Below are 18,229 nucleotides of genomic sequence, written 5' to 3' on the forward strand. Positions count from 1 at the left end.
AACCCCGTATCGAGATCCTACTCAAGGGCGAGTGACATTATACATCATAAATTTCTGTTGTAATTAGTGCCTAGTAGAGCTAGCGTAAAGTGGACAATTTGACAATCTTTAATACTCAAACTACTTGGCGTATAGTCATAATCTGTCCGCACGCAACAAGAACGCAAGACACTTAATATATGGTTCGAGAGCTAGAAAGAAAACGCCAGAGTGCAAAGTTTCCCGAAACAGCACCGGCTGCGAATCCCGTATTTTTTAGAACCTATAGCCGCCGCACAAAGGCGGGACTAAGGGAAACATGGGATGAGGTATGCGATCGCACTCTCCTCGGCTTAGTCGAGTTGGGAAAGCTCACTCAAGAAGAAGCTGCCATACTGGATAAGATGCAGCGCAACTTGAAAGCTATGCCCAGTGGACGCTGGCTATGGGTTGGTGGTACAGACTGGATAACCAAGCCAAAGAATTTTTCCGGCGCTTATAATTGCACCTCTACCAATCTCGAAGACTGGAGTGCCTTCGGGTTAATGATGGATTTGGCAATGATGGGCTGTGGTACTGGAGCCGTCCTAGAACCACAATTTATTAACCAGTTACCTCCTATCCGTAATCAACTGAATGTCACTGTAAAAGGTGAAATTGGCAGCACTCCTGTACAACAGCGACGTGAATATACTGAAACTCATATAGAAGGCAATAACGTCACTATTCACGTGGGAGATAGTCGTGAAGGTTGGGTTGAATCATATCAAGCCCTATTAGAACTCTCCACTAATGAACAATTTTCAGCAGCAGTTGAAGTATTAGTTGATATCAGCGATGTCCGAAAAGCGGGAGAAACTCTTAACGGCTTTGGAGGAGTAGCTAATCCTGTGAAATTGCCCGGACTTTATCAGCGTTGTGCTTCCATCCTGAATAAAGCTTTAGGACGACAATTAAATTCAGTTGAATGTTGTCTATTAATCGATCAAGCTGCTGTAACAATTGTTGCCGGTAACATTAGAAGATCAGCTGGCATGAGGCAAGGTTCTAGCGAAGATAGTTTGTTTGCTGATGCCAAAGATAACTTATGGCAGCAAGATGAAAGTGGCAACTGGCGAATTGATCCAGAGCGTGATGCACTCAGGATGGCAAACCATACCAGAGTTTTTCACCGGAAACCAACCTTAGAAGAATGTCTTGATGCTGTTCGCAAACAGTATTATAGCGGCGAGGGAGCGATCCAATGGGCTGGTGAAGCCGTAGCGCGATCGAACATTGATTTACTGCCAACACAAGCTTTAAAAGTTGAGTTTTTACAAGCTTATGAACAAGGAACAGCAAAAGAGTGGTTAGAAGAACGTTATTCAAATCTTGATGCTAATGAGTTAGAACATCGTTTAGCTCGCTATGGGCTAAATCCGTGTGGTAAGTGATTTTGCCTCACGTTAAAAACCTCGCAAAAACGGGGAAAGCTGAGATGCTAATCCCGTGGTAATCAAAGGAATTAAAAAGTCTTTGACACCGTACAGCGTAGAGAGTGAAACTAGATAACATCAGAAATTTGTGTCTAGAATATAATCTTTCCAAGAGTGCGGGGGTGGATGTGAAAAACACTTTTATTATCTGAAGTCACATCTGCAAAAGGTACGCGGAGCTACTGCAAATAATCAAGCAGTAGAACTAGGGGATAAAAAGCCTCTAGGATAACAAATCTGGAAATCATCGGTAGTAACTTCCACTGCAATTTGTCAGAGGTTCACCTTAATCAAATCGACCCACGTAACTACAAAGAACAAGAAGAGGCTTTCACTGCTGGGGCGTTATCTGTTGCGGCACTTTTAAATCACAAGTTCTTAGAACCACGCTATCAATACAGCCGTGAATTAGACCCGATTGTGGGAGTTTCTTTTACAGGCTTATTTGATTTCTTTGTCCATGCTTTTGGTGTTGATTGGCTGCGCTGGTGGGAAGCCGGAAGACCTGCAACTCCACAAGGATTAGCTTTCAAGCGTGAGGAAGAAAAATATCTAAGTTCTTGGAAAGATATTGTACATCGTGTAGTTTGGGATTATTGCGATCGCCACAATCTCAAACGTCCAAATCGCTGTACCACAGTCCAACCCAGTGGTACTAAGGCTTTATTAACTAATGCTAGTTCAGGATGGCATCCCCCCAAAGCCCAAAGATTTATTCGCCGCATCACCTTCGGCAAAAATGACCCAGTAGCCTTAGCCTGTATTGACTACGGTTATAATGTCATTCCCTCACAATCAGACAAAGATGAACAGGGCAATTTGCTCAACGATCCCTTTGATTCACGGGTGAGTGAATGGTTAGTAGAAATCCCTGTTTCTGTATCTTGGGCTGATTTACCAGGGGCTGATGAAATTGATGTTTCTAAGTTTTCAGTCTTAGCCCAATTTGATTTTGTCCTCCAGGTTCAACGCTGGTATGTGACTCATAACACATCAGCTACTTTGGAACTGCGTTCTGATGAAATTGAACCTTTGGGACAGAAAATCTATGAAACTATTCAGAGCGATCAGGGATATATTTCAGCAGCCCTTTTAGCTCGTTTTGATGACTTGCAATCATTCCCCCGTTTGCCATTTGAACCAATAGATAAACCAACCTACGAGCGCTTGAATCAAGAGGTGAAAGCACGGCGGAAAACAGATGATTTCTGTGCAGTCTTAAGCCGCTACGATTTAGGTGAAATGTCAGAGGCTGGCCCTAGTGGTTGTGATTCTGATAAATGTATGTTTCCCGATCAGCAACCAAGCTCATAAGGTGAAATAACATCAACTTAGGGTAGGCACTATTTATTTATAGGACTTACGCACAAGTTACGGAATAACGAACCACAGAGACGCAGAGGACACAGAGAAATGAGAGTTTGAGAAATATTGTGCGTAAGTCCTAATTTATTACAATAAACAGCAGTGGTTTAATATGACATTAAACCACTGCTTTTTGTATGAAAGCTTACGAAATTCAAAGCAACGCCGGGATTGATGCGATCGCATTAGTCGATCGCCCTGAACCAAAACCAACTGCGGGACAAGTTCTCATCCAAGTCAAAGCAACATCCCTAAATTACCGCGATTTACTCGTCGCTGAAGGTGCTTACGGCGCTGGACAGAAATATCCGTTAATTCCCCTATCTGACGGTGCGGGGGAAGTCGTGGCGGTAGGGGAAGGTGTGACACGGGTGAAAATAGGCGATCGCGTCGCTGGTATTTTCTTCCAAGACTGGATTTATGGCTCTTTAACCAAAGAGAAAATGAAATCGGATCTCGGAGGCGGTATCGATGGAATGCTAGCTGAATATGTCGTATTACACCAAGATGGGTTAGTGATATTACCAGACTATCTATCCTACATTGAAGGGGCAACTTTACCCTGTGCAGCAGTCACAGCTTGGCATGGACTAGTGACAAAAGGCAATATTGGCGCAGGTGATAGTGTTTTATTACTCGGTACTGGGGGAGTTTCGATTTTTGCTCTCCAGTTTGCCAAGATACATGGTGCTAGAGTAATTATTACTTCCAGCAGTGATGCTAAATTAGCACGAGCAAAACAGCTTGGTGCTGACAATACAATCAACTACAAAACAACACCAGATTGGGAAAAGCAAGTTTATCAATTAACTAATCGCACAGGTGTAGATCATGTAATAGAAGTAGGTGGTGCAGGGACTCTGCCAAAATCATTACAAGCAGTCCGTATTGGGGGACGGATTAGTTTGATTGGCGTATTGTCAGGAAGAGGAAGTGAAATTGACCCCATGCCAATACTTTTTAAGAGTTTAACAGTTCAGGGCATTTATGTCGGCAGTCGGGAAATGTTTGAGGCGATGAATCAGGCGATGCAACAGCATCAAATCAAACCAATTATCGATCGAGTTTTTGGTTTTGCCCAGGCACGAGAAGCTTATCATTACCTCAAAAGTGCCGCTCACTTTGGGAAAGTCGTAATTCGTAATTCGTAATTGTAAAGAGTTTAATTCTATGTTTCAAGTGGGAATTTAAACCCCACTTGAAACATAATTATTAATTACGTTTAAACAGCAGCGAGAGTAGGCGCAGCGAATTTAGCATATCGCTCTATGTAGAATTCCTTAGAGTTTGCGATCGCTTTCACAGATTCACGCTCTTTCAAAGCATGTTTCCACTGGCGTACACGGGTAAACTCTTCTGGTATCCCAAAACCACGATACTGCTTTAGTGCAGCCCAGCGCTCAAACCAGGGGAAATAGGTGAAATCGACCAAACTGATAGATTCACCAAACCAGTAAGGGCCTTCCCCAGAAAGCTTTGCCAAACCTTCGTTTTCAATAAATTCCAGGTGTTTGGATAGTTCTTGTTTAGCTTCTTCTTGTTTTTGGGGATCTGAACTCCGCAGAAGGGTAGAAAAAGCGGGGACAAATCTGGTGTTAGCAAAATCGATCCAGATACGAGCCTGCGCCCTAGCAGCAGGATTGCTGGGTAACAGTGGTGGATTGGGAAATACCTCATCGAGATATTCGTTAATTACTGCTGATTCCCAAACTCGGTTATCGCCATGAGTTAGTGCAGGTACTTTACCATAAGGAGAAACTTCGGTAAAATCTCCAGGCTTATTCTGCAAATCAATCTCAATCAAATCGAAGTCAATGCCCTTCTCTTGGAGTACCAAACGGGTACGGTGAGCATAAGGACAAACAACTGCACTGTATACTTTGATTTGGGCCATGTTTAAGTACCTTGGTAAATAAGACTTGTTAATCGGCATTGGGAATTGAATTTTCATCAAAATCCCAAATCTTCAATTGTTAGTGTCCTGAAGCCCCTTTGAAGCGCGTGAAGCGTAAATAATTCTCGACACTAACCAAACTTTTAATATGAGAAGTTCGTAGTAAGGACTTTAGTCCTTAATTTTCTAAGCACTGAAGTGCTTACTACGTACCAGGCTTTTATTAGCTTGGCAAACTACTAAAGCCAAGGCACTTCTTCAGGTGCATAACGAAAGGCGCGGAAGACTGTATTTTGCTCTCCACGAGTTACCGGAGATTTCTCACCTGGAATATTCCGAGTTGCAAAGTAGGGGTTAATGTATTCCCAAACAATCTCTCCTGCAACTGTCACCTCGAATATCCGGCCGTAAGCACCTTCTGTAATCAGGGTATTGCCATTCGCTAAACGTTGCGCTCCTGATATGTATGCACTGAAGAAATTTTGGGGCGGGTTGTCGGTGTATTCCCAAACTATCTCTTTCGTTTGACGGTTTACCTCAATCACACGGGAGAAATTGAGAGCGACGTTACGGCGATGTGCGCCATTGTCGAAAATCAGGATATTACCGTTAGCTAGCTCGTTCGGGAAGTGCTGCTGTGCTAGCACGTCATCACCCAACGTCCAAATAATTTCTCCGGTTTTGCGATCGATAATGACAACTGTGGATATATTACGAAAGCTCACTATGATATTGCCATCGGCGAGTTCCCCGACAGTATTCCCATGAGTCCATTCGTGTCTATGATCCTGGGGCGTAATGGTAAATATATCTGGATCGAGGTGTTCGTGGGCGTGCCAAGTCCAAATAATTTCACCTGCTGGAGTCACTTCATAAAGGACATCCGCATAGATATTCCCATCTGGTTCTGTACCTGTTACGCCGCCTTTGATACGAGGTACTAACGACTGAGGTATTTTTTCAATGGCTAGTAAAATTGTGTTGCCATTGGCTAGTCTGCGCCCATCGTGATGATGATCTGGATGCTTATATTCCCAAATAATATTTCCTTTGGGATCTGCCTCTAAAACAACACCACTTTTAAACGCAGCCCACAAAGCAAAACGTAGTGGTTCTTCTGGTGGAGTCTTACCGTTATAAAAAAGGTTGCCATTAGGCAAGAGATAACCATATAACCCTGGTGGATATGGCAGATTCCACTGGTGTACTACTTCTCCTTCTAAGTTCAGAAGGTAGACTTCACCTTGACCTGTTAAAGGTGTGAAAAGTGTGTATCCTTTAAATACTTTTTCGGGATTGTAAGCTCTTAAACCAGTACCCCGACGACGAATAGTATTCTGGTCAATTAATGTTGCTGTAAAAGTCATATCCTACCTACTAAATATCTAGTTTTGGCTCTAATAATGAGAGCCAGAGCCTCTAGGGAGGCATTACCAGGCTAGAGCCTGGTAACGAGGTGAACTGCCTAAAATGTTTGAATTTCTAATTTTTAATTTTTAATTTTTAATTTTTAATTGTTCATGGTGCTGGGTTTGGAGACTGAGCATGAACTATATCCAACTCTTCCAAAATGTCTTTACTGAGAACTACATCTACACTTTCCAAATTCTCTTTGAGTTGTTCCAATGTCGTAGCACCAATAATTGTGCTAGGGACAAACCAACGACTCCGCACGAATGCCAAAGCCAAATGCGCTGGACTTAGTTGATAGCGTTTTGCAATTTCTACATAAGCTGCTACTGCTTCGGTGACTTTTGGTTTTAAGTAGCGCTGACCAAAATTTTCAAACAAACTGACTCTTGCTTTCTCTGGTTTGCCATTTAGGTATTTGCCGGTCAAAAAGCCAAATGCTAAAGGACTATAAGCCAGTAACCCAATTTCTTCATGATAAACTGCTTCTGCTAAAGCTCCATCAAATACTCGATTTAGTAAGTTGTAAGCATTTTGAATAGAGACAACTTTGGGCAATCCTAATTGTTTAGCAGCGTTACTAAATTGGGCAACTCCCCAAGGTGTCTCATTGCTCAAACCGATATAACGAATTTTCCCCGCCTTAATTACATCGGCAAAAACTGCTAGCTGTTCCGCGATGGGAACTGTTTCTCCCACCTGAGTCGGATCGAATACCGTTTGCCCAAACCTTGGTACATAGCGATCGGGCCAGTGGATTTGGTAGAGATCAATATAATCGGTTTGTAATCTTTTTAAACTATCATCTACAGCTTGTTTGATATTATCACGGTCAATTGCTTTAGCTCCATCACGTAACCATTTAAAGCCACGACCGGGGCCAGCAATTTTTGTAGCTATAATCAGTTGTTCTCTTTGTTGACGCTTTAACCATTCCCCAATGTAAGTTTCAGTTAATCCATAAGTTTCGGCACTTGTTGGAACTGGGTACATCTCCGCAGCATCAATAAAGTTGACTCCTTGGGCAATAGAATAATCTAACTGAGCATGGGCTTCTTCAATAGTATTTTGCTGTCCATAAGTCATAGTGCCCAAACAAATCTCAGAAACTTTTAAGTCACTCTTGCCAAGTTGGTTATACTTCATGTTTTCGTGTTGTTATTCTGTTTGATTTAACAGTGATATTTTTGTTGGAAATTTTATATTTTGTCAAGTACGTTATGATTTTTAATTAACTTAGCTTCAAACAAAACTTAGTTTGGCACTAAGCCAATATAAATTTTTCAGCAAAATAATATTTTGCTGAAAATACTAAAAATAGATAGTTAAATCGTATTTAATGAATGAAGTTGCTTATTGTTGCATAAAGCAATCCGATAAGTAAGCTAGTTTGTGGAGTCATAAAAATCTAAAATTGTAGTACAAAGTACTTGCTTTTATTGGGTTTTTGTGGAATGGACTGTTTTAGTCTAAGCATATACTACGATAAATCAGTTCATTTACCGTAGTATACCAAAAAACTTAAGATTATTCTGGAATTAAGTCTTAATAAATGTTCATATTAATATGCTTCTGAAAAAGTATATTATTTTCGTGAACAATCAAAATATACCGAGTTTATCGGGAAAGGTCACAATATCCGATCGCAACGACAAAGACTTAGGGTTGCAAGGACTTGTGTAACCAAGGATTTTTTGCTGCGATCGCTGGCAAAGATGCTCGTGTCTATATGATGAGTAAACGTAATTTGACTTAATTCTGCGATCGCAAGTGCAATTCCTGTGAAATTTCGCAATTCCAATTGTTGGGATTCCTTAGCTTTAAACCCACCTACTGATTTTTTTTATACTTTCTATTAACTTTGCTCAAGCCAGTATTTAACAAGATAAATATAGTTTTTTGCAGTAGTATGTACTTAATAATTTGCTATTAATTTGTATTATTGTTCAGTCTTTAGATAGATGTCTCAGACACCTATACCAAGTTCCTTGCTCTATAATCTAGATTTTTTCTTACTATGAATAACTAAATTTAGTTCTGTTATATTATAAATATGAGCATAAAAATCTCAATATTTTATTATAACTTTTTTAGGAAATACATCTTTTGACATTAGGGTTAGACTCTTGATTTTCTCCTTATGCCGCAAGTTGCCTTTTCTAGAGACTGCTAGATTCAGGAGAACCCCAATGTCATTAGACAAAAATACCCTTGAGCAACCAGCAAATAATCTGCTGGCAATTCTGCCGAGCAATGATTATGAGCGTCTTGTTCCCCATCTAAAGCTGGTTTCGCTCTCAAGTCGGCAAGTACTTTACGAACCTGGAGAACCCATCACAGAGGTCTATTTTCCCAATAAGGCAGTGGTTTCTATAATCACCACTATGCAAGATGGCTCGACTGTAGAAGCTGGTTTAGTGAGCAATGAAGGTATGGTAGGTATCCCAGTAATTTTAGGAGACAACACCACAACCACAACAGCATCTGTGCAGATACCAGACAGTGCTATGCAGATGGATGCCGATATACTCAAAAGCGAGTTCAATCGGGGTACAGCCCTTCAAAGCTTTCTCCTGCGCTACGTGCAAAGTATGTACACTCAAATTGCACAAGGATCTGCGTGTAACCGTCTTCATAAGCTAGAGGTGCGGCTGGCTCGGTGGTTGCTAACGGTTTCTGACCGTCTGCAATCAGAAGAATTTCCACTCACGCAAGAATTTATCTCGCAGATGCTGGGTGTACGTCGTGCTGGTGTCACCGAAGCAGCAAACATCTTGAGCCAAGCCGGAATCATCACCTATCACCGTGGTCAGATTAACATCCTGAATCGAGAAGCTTTAGAAAAAACCTCGTGCGAAGTTCTGGCGTGACAGTAGCGGCTAGCACCCTCAGCCGAGCCGGAATGATCAGCTACCAACGTGGTCATATTAGCATTCTGAACCGAGAGGATTTGGAAGCAACTTCCTGCGAGTGTCATCAAGTCATACAAAAAAATTTTCTGGCTCGGTTACTGGGCTTTTTGCCCAGTAACCGAGCCAGAAAATTTTTTTGAGTTATGTGTACGAAACCGAACAGACTGGCAAAAGTAACTTGATTTAAAGTATTTTGAGGAAATTTCTCTTTTAATATTCAGTGAGTGAAAATACTCTTAAGCCGCAAGTAAATAGACTACTAGCGGCTTTGCCAACTAGTGATTATGAGCGTCTTGTTCCGCACCTGAAGTTAGTTTCGCTTCCCACTCGCCAAGTCATTTACGAACCTGGAGAACCCATCACAGAGGTCTATTTTCCCCAAAACGCAGTGGTTTCTATAGTCACTATTATGGAAGATGGTTCGACGGTAGAAGTTGGGATAGTGAGCAATGAAGGTATGGTGGGTATCCCAGTAATTTTAGGAGGTAATACAACAACCACAAAAGCGTTTGTCCAAGTTGCGGGCGCTGGAATGCAGATGGATGCAGATGTTCTGAGAACCGAGTTCAATCGGGGCGGAGCTATTAAAAAGCTGCTGCTGCGCTATGTACGAGCTATATATACAGAACTTACGCAAGGATGTGCTTGCAACCGTCTTCATACACTAGAAGAACGGCTAGCTCGTTGGCTTCTAACAGTTTCTGACCGTTTTGAATCAGATGATTTTCCACTCACGCAAGAATTTATCGCCCAGATGCTAGGTGTACGTCGTTCTGGTGTAACAGTAGCGGCTAGCACCCTCAGCCGAGCCGGAATGATTCGCTATCAGCGTGGTCAAATTAGTATTCTCAACCGAGAGGATTTGGAAGCAACTTCCTGCGAGTGTTATCAAGTCATCCAAAACGAATTTGCTCGGTTGCTGGGGAATGAGCCAAGGCGCGTAGGCGTAGCCCGTCGTAGACATCGCCGATGAATCAATTTTCTAAGTTATTATGTCCGAAACCGGACAGACACTTAGCAATTAGTTCCATTAAGATTTAGTAAAGAATGCATCAAATGGTATTTACAAACGCGTGCCATTTGATGCAATTGCTACTCTAAATGTTTGAGCTAGACGGCGGTGACAATAATGTCTAATCAATCAATGTCTTTTAAAGGTCTACGATTGCTCGTCGTAGATGATGACCCTGATACGAGAACTTTACTTACCTTCTTGTTTGAATTAGAGGGAGCAGAAATTATCACAGCTGCTTCGGCAGGTGCTGCTATAGAAATAATGTCATTTTTTAAACCAGACATCTTTATTAGTGATATTTACTTACCAGATGAAAACGGCTGCTCACTGCTCATGAAAGTCAGAAATCTGGAAGCAAATCGAGGGAGAAAGATTCCAGCTATTGCTCTGACAGCATCTGCTTTCGACGAAGACCAGAATCGGGCATTATTAGCAGGTTATGATATATACCGATGCAAGCCGATAGACTTAGATGATTTATCTTCTACAGTTGCTAGTCTAGTTACGCTCGAAGAATACGCTTGACACATTTGCATGTTTTAGGTATGAGGCATTAAGCAATAAAGCTTTAAATAAATTAAATTTATTTTGAAAATGCGATGTCTACCGAGGATTATACCAACGCCTGATGATTTTTATACTAAATCAGCGTGTTGGCGTAGCCCTTCGTAGACATCGCATTTTTTTAGGAATTTTTTGACTAATTTTATTCTTTCTTAATTCCGCTACCAGCAAAAACCTTTGAAAGAGCAGGGATATAAAATATACTAAGAATAAATACAGAGGAGACTCAAGTAATTCTCTGTGAGTACTCATTTTTTCATATAAAGGGCTGCATTATGGAATATCTTGCTTATTCTCACATGTTTATTGCTCAAGAAGAGGCATCTGGAAACACCAAATATAATCTCCCTAAATCTCAATTAAATGGGAAAGAACCTCTTAAATCTTCCAACATAGTTATTGCTGAAAAACAGGCATCTGCAAACAGCAAATCTAAGTTTAATTGGAAAAAACTACTTAAATCTTCAGCTTGGTTAGCTTTAGCTGGTGTTGGTGTATTGCTTATTGCTGCTACCCAAATTCAAATGAGTTCGGCTGCTTATGTAAAGACTAACGGCAGTTGTTTGCGTATCCGTACAGGCCCAAGCACAAATTACTCTTATGTTGATTGTGTATCAAATGGTGCAACACTTCCAGCGATTGAAAAGTATGAAAACGGTTTTGCTCGGCTTTCTACGGGTAGATATGTTTTTGCTCGATGGGTTGGTGATAAACCTAACAATCCTCCTGTGACTAGTAGACCTGGTGGCGTTGGCGGTTCAGTCATTCTTTCCCGTGGTTCTAAAGGTCAGCTTGTAAGAGACGTTCAGACAGCTTTAGGTAATCTCAGAGTTGATGGAATTTACGGTCAAGAAACCGTTAACCAAGTCCGAAGCTTTCAGGCAAGTAAAGGTCTACTTGTAGATGGTACGGTAGGGCCCGAAACTAGAGCAGCTTTGGGTATTTAAAAGTTAGAGACAATTTCATCAATCAGCCACTTTTGAAAAATCTCGTTTCTAGGTTATACCTATTTTCTTAGAAATCTAAACTAAGGAAGTTTTAGATTAAAACTTCTCTTATCGGAGACGCTGCACGAACGGAACATCTCGCCCGTCTTAAAGCGGGCAAGATGCTCACTTCACAATATTGAAACTGTGTTGAATTGAAATAAGAAAAGTCGATTTTATACACCCTGAAAAACAGAAATTTTGTATTTTGTTTAATCTAAGTTGATATTTCGGATGAAACACCCAAGTAATTTTGCACAATCTGCAAAATGCGCTCTGCTGCATGACCATCCCCAAAGGGATTAATTGCATTTGCCATTGCTGCATAGGCATCTGGATCGCTCAGTAACTCAGTAGCAGATGCAAAAATATTCTCACTCGTAGTGCCTACAAGTTTGGCTGTACCAGCTACAACAGCCTCTGGTCTTTCGGTAGTATCTCTCAAAACCAGTACTGGTTTTCCCAAACTGGGGGCTTCTTCTTGCAAACCACCAGAGTCAGTGAGCAAAAGATGCGATCGCCCAATTGCTCCCACCAGTTCTCCATAATCTAGAGGATCTGTCAAGAAAATTCGGGGATGATTCCCTAAAAGCTCTTGCAATGGGACTCGCACTGTGGGATTGCGGTGTAATGGTAGTAACAAAGCTGTATCAGGGAACTTGTCTAAGATTTGTAAAAACCCCTCTGCGATCGCTTGCAGGGGTTCTCCCCAATTCTCCCGCCGATGAACTGTTGCTAACATAACGCGGTATGAATCCCAGTCTAAGCCTGGTACATTACAAACAGCTTGGGTTGCAGCTACATTCAACAGCGCATCAATTACCGTATTACCCGTCATGTGAATTTCACCCAAAACACCAGAACGGTGCAAATTTTCCACAGCCCAAGGAGTCGGCGCAAAGTGCAACTGAGTAATTTGAGAAATCAACCGCCGATTAGCTTCTTCTGGGTAAGGGTTGAAAATATCATCAGTTCTTAAACCTGCTTCTACATGAGCAATAGGGATTTTTTGATAAAAAGCTGCCAAAGCTGCGGCAAAAGCCGTTGTCGTATCTCCTTGCACCACCACTAAATCTGGCTTTTTCTCTTTAAATAACGCTTCTAACCCTTGCAAACTGCGGCAGGTAATATCATTTAGAGATTGCTGAACCTGCATAATTTCCAGGTCATAATCTGCCTTGATGTTGAACAGCTGCATAACTTGCTCAACCATCTCCCGATGTTGTCCAGTTAGAATTACTTGCGACTCAAAAGCTAAAGACTTCTGGAAAACCTGAATAACTGGAGCAAGTTTAATCGCTTCGGGACGAGTACCCAAGATAATGCAAACCCGTTTTTGATTAGTCATTAGTCATTAGTCATCTGTCATTTGCCAATGGTTATAGTCAATGGTCTATGACCAATAGTCAATAGTTGACGGTCAATCATTACACAAATCATAAATATAAAAGGAAAAATTATATAAAAAGCATGAAAAAACCCGGCTTAATCGGGTAGATGAACTGTATATCGAATTCAATTGTAATCACATCATTAGAGAGCATGAAAAAACCCGGCTTAACCGGGCAGACGCACTGTTTGTCGTATTCACCTGTGATGACTACATTTTAATCTCACAAGTTAAAGGGCAAGCAGCATAAACAGTAGTCTGCATTTGGTCTGCCTCTCCATGCAACCAGCTTAACCATTTAACTTCACTTGGATGAACTCCTTTAATAGTTAGCACACCCGCAGCAAATACAACTGCCATGACATTAAACATGATTAAAGCACCTGCTACAAGCAAAACAGCACTAACAGGCATCACAGATTGCAAGATGATCGATAACAGACATCCAACCGTAGCCATCAAGACCACTAATGGAAAACCGACAACCAACAAGCATACTGCTAATGTAAAAGTCCATATTAAAAAGCTTTTAATCATCAACAAGGAGTAGGTCTTTCCTAGATTAGAGCTTTCAGCAGAAACCATGACTTTTCCTCCCAAAAATACACAGCAAATTTTAATTTCAGTCATATCTCGCTTTTGGCGAGTTAACTGATTTGTTTCTCAGTGAAATTCAGTATATAAAAACTAATCGGGAAAATGAGCATTTGTTTACTAAAGTTTACAGTTAGTTTTTTGTAATTGTGGATATAAAATCAAGTTTATATCTATTAGAATAACTTGCTTTCTGCATCTGTCTTCAGGTATATAACCTAAAACGTATGGGCTTTTAACGTTGATCCCCAGATATTGCTCCTACTAAGCTTAACATTTCTTATAAAAATTGATAGCGCTTCTCATAATTGATAGATTGGCTGAATAAATGAATAGTTAGTATTTATGCTGTTAATTGCTGGCAATTTGTATTCATGCCCAAGATAAATTTCTCATCTAATGGCTGAGAATATTCATATTTTGTCGGAAGTATTATAAATCACAATATAATCTATGGATTTTTGCTGAGGCGTTCTAAGCTATTAGGTGTGTTAACCATGATATATAGGTTAAATAATTTTTCTAAATTTTCTGAGTAGCGGAATCTTAGAAAAAAAGATACCAGTTTAGGTGGATGAAATGGATTGACCGTGGTTCTAGATTTTCAATCGCCTCCCATCACGACTAGGGCTTGCACGCAAGCATTTTCCAAAAGTCATCGAAGTAAGTGACTTTACTTCTCACTAATTCAAATTTTTACCTGCCAAATGTGAAGATATATGACAGAATCACAGTCTCCATCAAATTCTAGCCCTGTTACCGAACGTAACTTGCCCCCAATGCCCCCAATGCCACCACCTCCGCCAACCTTCAGTACGCAGAGGCAGATGACACAGACATTGGATATGTCAATGGATAGGGGTTCCAACACACCTGTTGCAGGTCATCGTCCGGTTAGTCCACCGCCAATACCTACTTCAGTTCTCCCTAAAGCCAACAGTGCGGGGCCCACTTTAGAGAAGTTAATTAGGGAAGCTTACGATCAGGGATATTCTGACTTGCACCTAGGTGTCGGTGAAGTACCGCGTTTCCGCACCCGAGGAGAAATTCAATCATGGGATTATCCAGAAGTAGATAAAGAAGCTTTTATGAATTGGTTGCGGGAGGTAATGAGTGAGGCGGAAATTCAGCGCTTTGAAGAACACTTAGAATTTGACGGAGCAACTCAATATGACTTTGCTCGCGTGCGGATTAATGTTTTTGGCACTCTTAGAGGGCCTGCGATGGTGTTGCGGTTGATTCCTCTGAAAATCTTAACTATGGAACAGTTGAGATTACCCCCAGTTTTTCGGGATATTTGTCATCACCACAAAGGTTTAATTTTGGTAACTGGGCCCACTGGTTCTGGTAAGTCCACCACAATGGCAGCGATGGTTGACTACATCAATAAGGAGATGGCCAAGCATATCATTACCATTGAAGACCCAATCGAATTTATCCATCAAAGCCGCAAATCTTTAGTCAAACAACGGGAAGTGGGAATGCATACCCGGAAATTTGACAACGCTTTGAAAGCAGCTTTGCGGGAAGATCCAGATTTGATTCTGGTGGGGGAAATGCGGGATAAGGAAACAGTCAACACCGCCCTAAAAGCTGCTCAGACTGGTCACTTGGTCATGGGAACCCTACATACCAATAGCGCGGTTAAAACCATTGAACGGATTCTCAACCTCTACTCTGGTGACGAACAGGATGCAATGCGAGTAGCAATTTCTGAGTCTTTAGTAGCGGTAATTGCTCAAGGTTTGTGCCGCACAACTGACGGGAAGCGAGCTGCTTTCCACGATGTGCTGATCAATACTGAGGCTATTAAAGAATGGATCAAAGACGGTAAGTATGATGAAATTGGCGAGTTGATGAAACAAGCTAGCTTTGACGGCATGATTACGATGAATCAGTCGTTACTCAATCTCTATCAAGACGGTCGCATCACTGAAGAAACTGCTTTGGAAATGTCGCCAACTCCTAATGAAATGGCACAGTTTCTCCGAGGTAGAGTTTAAGATTTGGGAATTGGGTATGGGGAATTGGGAATTGGGAAGAGGATTTGGGGACAAGGGGAAAGACTTGTTTCAAGTTCTCACCTCTTGTCCCCTTATCCCCTTGTCCCCTGCTTCCCCTGCCCCCTGCCTCCCCTGCTCCCTCATCCCTCAATCCTAAATATTTTTCTGATCCTGGTTGCGGTTATAGCTAAGGTAAAAGGTAAAAGAGAGAATTTTTACTTTTAGCTTCCTAGCCTTTGTGAATAACTTGACAACAAACAAACTATCTACACCCCAGTTGTTTAAAGGCATTGCCCTATTTACACCTGGAGGAGATTTAATTTACTGCATCGACCCTAGCAAACAAGGTCGATGGCATTTGCATTTGTGTTCGGCTTTGCAAGAAATTCTAGATTTGCCAGAGCCACCGCACTTTTTAGTGCCTTGTTATACTGCAACTATTGACCACTGGTTAGATCCGCGTACTCAACAAGTGCGAACTTTTGCTGAAGCTTATCCGGCTGTAATTAGACATCAAGCTTTGCTTAATGCCATTTTTGGTACAGGGGATTTAGTATGGCAAGCTGCTCCTTGGCAAGAGGGGTTGTGCGATCGCATGGTGTTAACATCTTATCGTTCCTCATTTGGGCAGCTTTGGGAAGATCACGATTTAATTGTTCGTCTAGACCTTTCTGAACCTGTGCCAAAATACCACCAGCCAGTAATAGTACAAAAAAAGGAAGTTATCACACAAGGCTATGTTCTCCGCTTGTTTGTTGCAGGACATAGCAGTACAACCGAACGCATTCTGCAAAATTTACATGAATTGTTGGAGCGATCGCTCGGACATCCTTATACTCTGAAAGTAATTGATGTTTTAAGTCATCCAGAACAAGCAGAACTCAATCAAGTTTCTGCAACTCCTACCCTTGTCAAAGTTTGGCCGCACCCAATTCGGCGAATCGTTGGAGAGTTGGATCATGTAGAAAAGATTTTACAGATGTTAGCTGCTAAGGAAAAATTTTAAGTTTTATAACGAAATTGAGCGTTAAAAGTAAAATGCAGAGGTTTGAGAGGTGGCAATTGTTTTTGCTAGAAATCAAAGAAAGTCTGTAGTAAGCTCATGGGTCGTGAACCGCTTTGCAATCAGACTAGTTTTTTTGCCAAGTGTGCGAATGGGTAGGTGTTGGTGAAGAGGTGACTACAAACATGGCTGAATTGCCTTGTATGCAAAGACTTGACGACTGTAAAATCTTGAAGACATCCGCGCACCTTATGTGGAATGACTTTCAGCGATTTTCGTATGACACATTGCCACTCTTCATGTTATGATTTTTCTATTCGCGCTCTTGAACCTTGAAAACCAAATAACACAAAGCTTTCAAATGCCAGCATTGCAATCAAATAAAATCCCTATTAGGGATTGAAACTCAGAATTAGGTACAGAGTATTTCAGAATTACCGATTGCAATCAAATAAAATCCCTATTAGGGATTGAAACATCCACAACTAAAGCAAATGGCATTGGAACGAGATATATTGCAATCAAATAAAATCCCTATTAGGGATTGAAACTGATAACGTCGTTGTAGAATTCTACCGTGTACGTATTGCAATCAAATAAAATCCCTATTAGGGATTGAAACCTATGATGACGCAATCACATTTCCGCAATCACATTGCAATCGCCAATTGCAATCAAATAAAATCCCTATTAGGGATTGAAACCTATGATGACGAAAAAGCAGAGCTTAACACGGCTATTGCAATCAAATAAAATCCCTATTAGGGATTGAAACTACCATTGCCTTCTAACTTAGCCTTCCAGTTGCATTGCAATCAAATAAAATCCCTATTAGGGATTGAAACCACGGCATTTGACGCTTGAGGACTTCATTATCAAATTGCAATCAAATAAAATCCCTATTAGGGATTGAAACAACTGTCGCGGGCTTGACAGTAAACACTACTAATAATCCCACATTTAAATTGCATAAGCTGGGCGGGCAAGATGACCGCCCCACAAGAGCTACGTTTAATTAGGTTTATGCAATTTAGATGTTTTTTATCCCTCTTGTGCTTAAAAAGCGACAACTTGGGCTGTACCCTTGAGATGGATTATTGTATAAGTTTGTTTCTGCCCTTGGTTGAATTGAGGAATCGTAGAAAACCGATTTAATGTTGTGATTCCGTTAGTTACAATTTTGACTTCGTTGCTATATCCCAGGTTTACATGGGGGATGAGCAAGCTAAATGTGGTGGAACCAGTATCTACTGTCTTTTTAATAGTCACAGTCACTAGTGTACCAATTTCCGTTTCGACAGTACGGATCTCATCTCCCTGAAAGTTTAATGTGTGTTTCTGATCTTGATAGTTGAAAAGGGGCTTGCCAGTAATGCTTGATGCTGAGTAATTAATACTGACTTTCTCGCCTTTGAAATTATATCCTGTGAAATTATATAAGTTCGGTGTTTTTTCTTCTAAGGCATGAGACTGTAATACAGGTATTGCTGTTAAAGCTATACCTAATGCGAATGATGCAATTAAGTTTCTTGTTTGCATATCTCAAAAAGTTCTTGCTAGTTTGACGGAGATACCTACCCTGATGGGATGACAATTAGGAATCAAACCAATCGTAGAAGTAGCCATACCAAAACACTTG

Annotated in this window: 15 protein-coding genes, 2 pseudogenes and 1 CRISPR repeat array; of the genes and pseudogenes, 10 read left to right on the plus strand and 7 right to left on the minus strand. The window is 41.1% G+C overall.

From position 1 onward, the window contains the following. Positions 1 to 179: 179 nt before the first annotated feature. The 3 genes and pseudogenes from nrdJ (ACFFRD_RS29175) to ACFFRD_RS29185 all read left to right on the plus strand — a co-directional run. A pseudogene (gene nrdJ / locus ACFFRD_RS29175) lies at positions 180 to 1,409 on the plus strand (ribonucleoside-triphosphate reductase, adenosylcobalamin-dependent); the annotation flags it as partial. 285 nt (positions 1,410 to 1,694) lie between these two features. Next, positions 1,695 to 2,768, plus strand: a pseudogene (nrdJ, locus tag ACFFRD_RS29180) (ribonucleoside-triphosphate reductase, adenosylcobalamin-dependent); the annotation flags it as partial. Between the two features lie 188 nt (positions 2,769 to 2,956). Continuing rightward, the gene (locus ACFFRD_RS29185; RefSeq protein ID WP_392479169.1) at positions 2,957 to 3,970 is read left to right on the plus strand and encodes an NAD(P)-dependent alcohol dehydrogenase; all 1,014 of its coding nucleotides are present in this window, start codon (positions 2,957 to 2,959) and stop codon (positions 3,968 to 3,970) included. A gap of 71 nt (positions 3,971 to 4,041) precedes the next feature. Here the strand turns inward: ACFFRD_RS29185 and ACFFRD_RS29190 are convergent, their stop codons facing one another. The 4 genes from ACFFRD_RS29190 to ACFFRD_RS29205 form a co-directional block, all read right to left on the minus strand. After that, a complete protein-coding gene (locus ACFFRD_RS29190) occupies positions 4,042 to 4,713 on the minus strand; it encodes a glutathione S-transferase family protein (protein ID WP_392479171.1) in 672 nt (223 codons plus the stop codon). A gap of 239 nt (positions 4,714 to 4,952) precedes the next feature. Beyond that, positions 4,953 to 6,080 (minus strand): aryl-sulfate sulfotransferase, encoded by a 1,128-nt coding sequence (locus ACFFRD_RS29195; protein WP_392479173.1) that lies wholly within the window; start codon positions 6,078 to 6,080, stop codon positions 4,953 to 4,955. A 151-nt stretch (positions 6,081 to 6,231) separates the two neighbouring features. Next, positions 6,232 to 7,269, minus strand: a complete 1,038-nt coding sequence (locus tag ACFFRD_RS29200) for an NADP(H)-dependent aldo-keto reductase (protein ID WP_194142269.1) — start codon at positions 7,267 to 7,269, stop codon at positions 6,232 to 6,234. Between the two features lie 484 nt (positions 7,270 to 7,753). Further along, a complete protein-coding gene (locus ACFFRD_RS29205; protein ID WP_392479176.1) occupies positions 7,754 to 7,924 on the minus strand; it encodes a hypothetical protein in 171 nt (56 codons plus the stop codon). 388 nt (positions 7,925 to 8,312) lie between these two features. Between ACFFRD_RS29205 and ACFFRD_RS29210 the strand changes: the two genes are divergently transcribed. From ACFFRD_RS29210 to ACFFRD_RS29230, 5 genes are all read left to right on the plus strand, one after another. Further along, entirely contained in the window at positions 8,313 to 8,993 is a 681-nt protein-coding gene (locus ACFFRD_RS29210) for a Crp/Fnr family transcriptional regulator (protein ID WP_392479178.1), read from the plus strand. Further along, entirely contained in the window at positions 8,975 to 9,175 is a 201-nt protein-coding gene (locus tag ACFFRD_RS29215; protein WP_392479180.1) for a hypothetical protein, read from the plus strand. The genes ACFFRD_RS29210 and ACFFRD_RS29215 overlap by 19 nt, the downstream gene beginning before the upstream one ends. An 80-nt stretch (positions 9,176 to 9,255) precedes the next feature. Next, positions 9,256 to 10,008, plus strand: coding sequence for a Crp/Fnr family transcriptional regulator (locus ACFFRD_RS29220; RefSeq protein ID WP_392479182.1), 753 nt, complete (start codon positions 9,256 to 9,258; stop codon positions 10,006 to 10,008). A 156-nt stretch (positions 10,009 to 10,164) separates the two neighbouring features. Further along, the gene (locus ACFFRD_RS29225; protein ID WP_114083396.1) at positions 10,165 to 10,575 is read left to right on the plus strand and encodes a response regulator; all 411 of its coding nucleotides are present in this window, start codon (positions 10,165 to 10,167) and stop codon (positions 10,573 to 10,575) included. 314 nt (positions 10,576 to 10,889) lie between these two features. Next, complete coding sequence (locus tag ACFFRD_RS29230; RefSeq protein ID WP_392479185.1) at positions 10,890 to 11,561, plus strand: peptidoglycan-binding protein; 672 nt, start codon at positions 10,890 to 10,892, stop codon at positions 11,559 to 11,561. Between the two features lie 256 nt (positions 11,562 to 11,817). Here the strand turns inward: ACFFRD_RS29230 and wecB are convergent, their stop codons facing one another. Continuing rightward, a complete protein-coding gene (gene wecB, locus ACFFRD_RS29235; protein WP_392479187.1) occupies positions 11,818 to 12,948 on the minus strand; it encodes a non-hydrolyzing UDP-N-acetylglucosamine 2-epimerase in 1,131 nt (376 codons plus the stop codon). Positions 12,949 to 13,200: 252 nt separating this feature from the next. After that, positions 13,201 to 13,575, minus strand: a complete 375-nt coding sequence (locus ACFFRD_RS29240; RefSeq protein ID WP_012409057.1) for a hypothetical protein — start codon at positions 13,573 to 13,575, stop codon at positions 13,201 to 13,203. 728 nt (positions 13,576 to 14,303) lie between these two features. Between ACFFRD_RS29240 and ACFFRD_RS29245 the strand changes: the two genes are divergently transcribed. Both ACFFRD_RS29245 and ACFFRD_RS29250 read left to right on the plus strand, forming a co-directional pair. After that, positions 14,304 to 15,587: a type IV pilus twitching motility protein PilT gene (locus ACFFRD_RS29245; protein ID WP_392479189.1), complete on the plus strand. Its 1,284-nt coding sequence runs from the start codon at positions 14,304 to 14,306 to the stop codon at positions 15,585 to 15,587. Positions 15,588 to 15,825: 238 nt separating this feature from the next. Next, positions 15,826 to 16,593, plus strand: a complete 768-nt coding sequence (locus tag ACFFRD_RS29250) for a circadian clock KaiB family protein (RefSeq protein WP_114083392.1) — start codon at positions 15,826 to 15,828, stop codon at positions 16,591 to 16,593. A 366-nt stretch (positions 16,594 to 16,959) separates the two neighbouring features. Continuing rightward, a CRISPR array of direct repeats spans positions 16,960 to 17,506; the repeat unit is 37 nt; unit sequence ATTGCAATCAAATAAAATCCCTATTAGGGATTGAAAC. Positions 17,507 to 17,646: 140 nt separating this feature from the next. Here ACFFRD_RS29250 and ACFFRD_RS29255 read toward each other — a convergent pair. Next, entirely contained in the window at positions 17,647 to 18,129 is a 483-nt protein-coding gene (locus ACFFRD_RS29255; RefSeq protein ID WP_392479191.1) for a hypothetical protein, read from the minus strand. Positions 18,130 to 18,229: the final 100 nt, after the last annotated feature.

It is taken from the genome of Nostoc sp. C110 (assembly GCF_043099725.1).
Lineage (GTDB): Bacteria > Cyanobacteriota > Cyanobacteriia > Cyanobacteriales > Nostocaceae > Nostoc > Nostoc muscorum_A.

Bases quoted from the DNA above. Each gene is read 5' to 3' on its own strand.
- ACFFRD_RS29185 (WP_392479169.1), top strand. From the start codon at position 2,957: ATGAAAGCTTACGAAATTCAAAGCAACGCCGGGATTGATGCGATCGCA.
- ACFFRD_RS29190 (WP_392479171.1), bottom strand. From the start codon at position 4,713: ATGGCCCAAATCAAAGTATACAGTGCAGTTGTTTGTCCTTATGCTCAC.
- ACFFRD_RS29195 (WP_392479173.1), bottom strand. From the start codon at position 6,080: ATGACTTTTACAGCAACATTAATTGACCAGAATACTATTCGTCGTCGG.
- ACFFRD_RS29200 (WP_194142269.1), bottom strand. From the start codon at position 7,269: ATGAAGTATAACCAACTTGGCAAGAGTGACTTAAAAGTTTCTGAGATT.
- ACFFRD_RS29210 (WP_392479178.1), top strand. From the start codon at position 8,313: ATGTCATTAGACAAAAATACCCTTGAGCAACCAGCAAATAATCTGCTG.
- ACFFRD_RS29225 (WP_114083396.1), top strand. From the start codon at position 10,165: ATGTCTAATCAATCAATGTCTTTTAAAGGTCTACGATTGCTCGTCGTA.
- ACFFRD_RS29230 (WP_392479185.1), top strand. From the start codon at position 10,890: ATGGAATATCTTGCTTATTCTCACATGTTTATTGCTCAAGAAGAGGCA.
- wecB (WP_392479187.1), bottom strand. From the start codon at position 12,948: ATGACTAATCAAAAACGGGTTTGCATTATCTTGGGTACTCGTCCCGAA.
- ACFFRD_RS29240 (WP_012409057.1), bottom strand. From the start codon at position 13,575: ATGGTTTCTGCTGAAAGCTCTAATCTAGGAAAGACCTACTCCTTGTTG.
- ACFFRD_RS29245 (WP_392479189.1), top strand. From the start codon at position 14,304: ATGACAGAATCACAGTCTCCATCAAATTCTAGCCCTGTTACCGAACGT.
- ACFFRD_RS29255 (WP_392479191.1), bottom strand. From the start codon at position 18,129: ATGCAAACAAGAAACTTAATTGCATCATTCGCATTAGGTATAGCTTTA.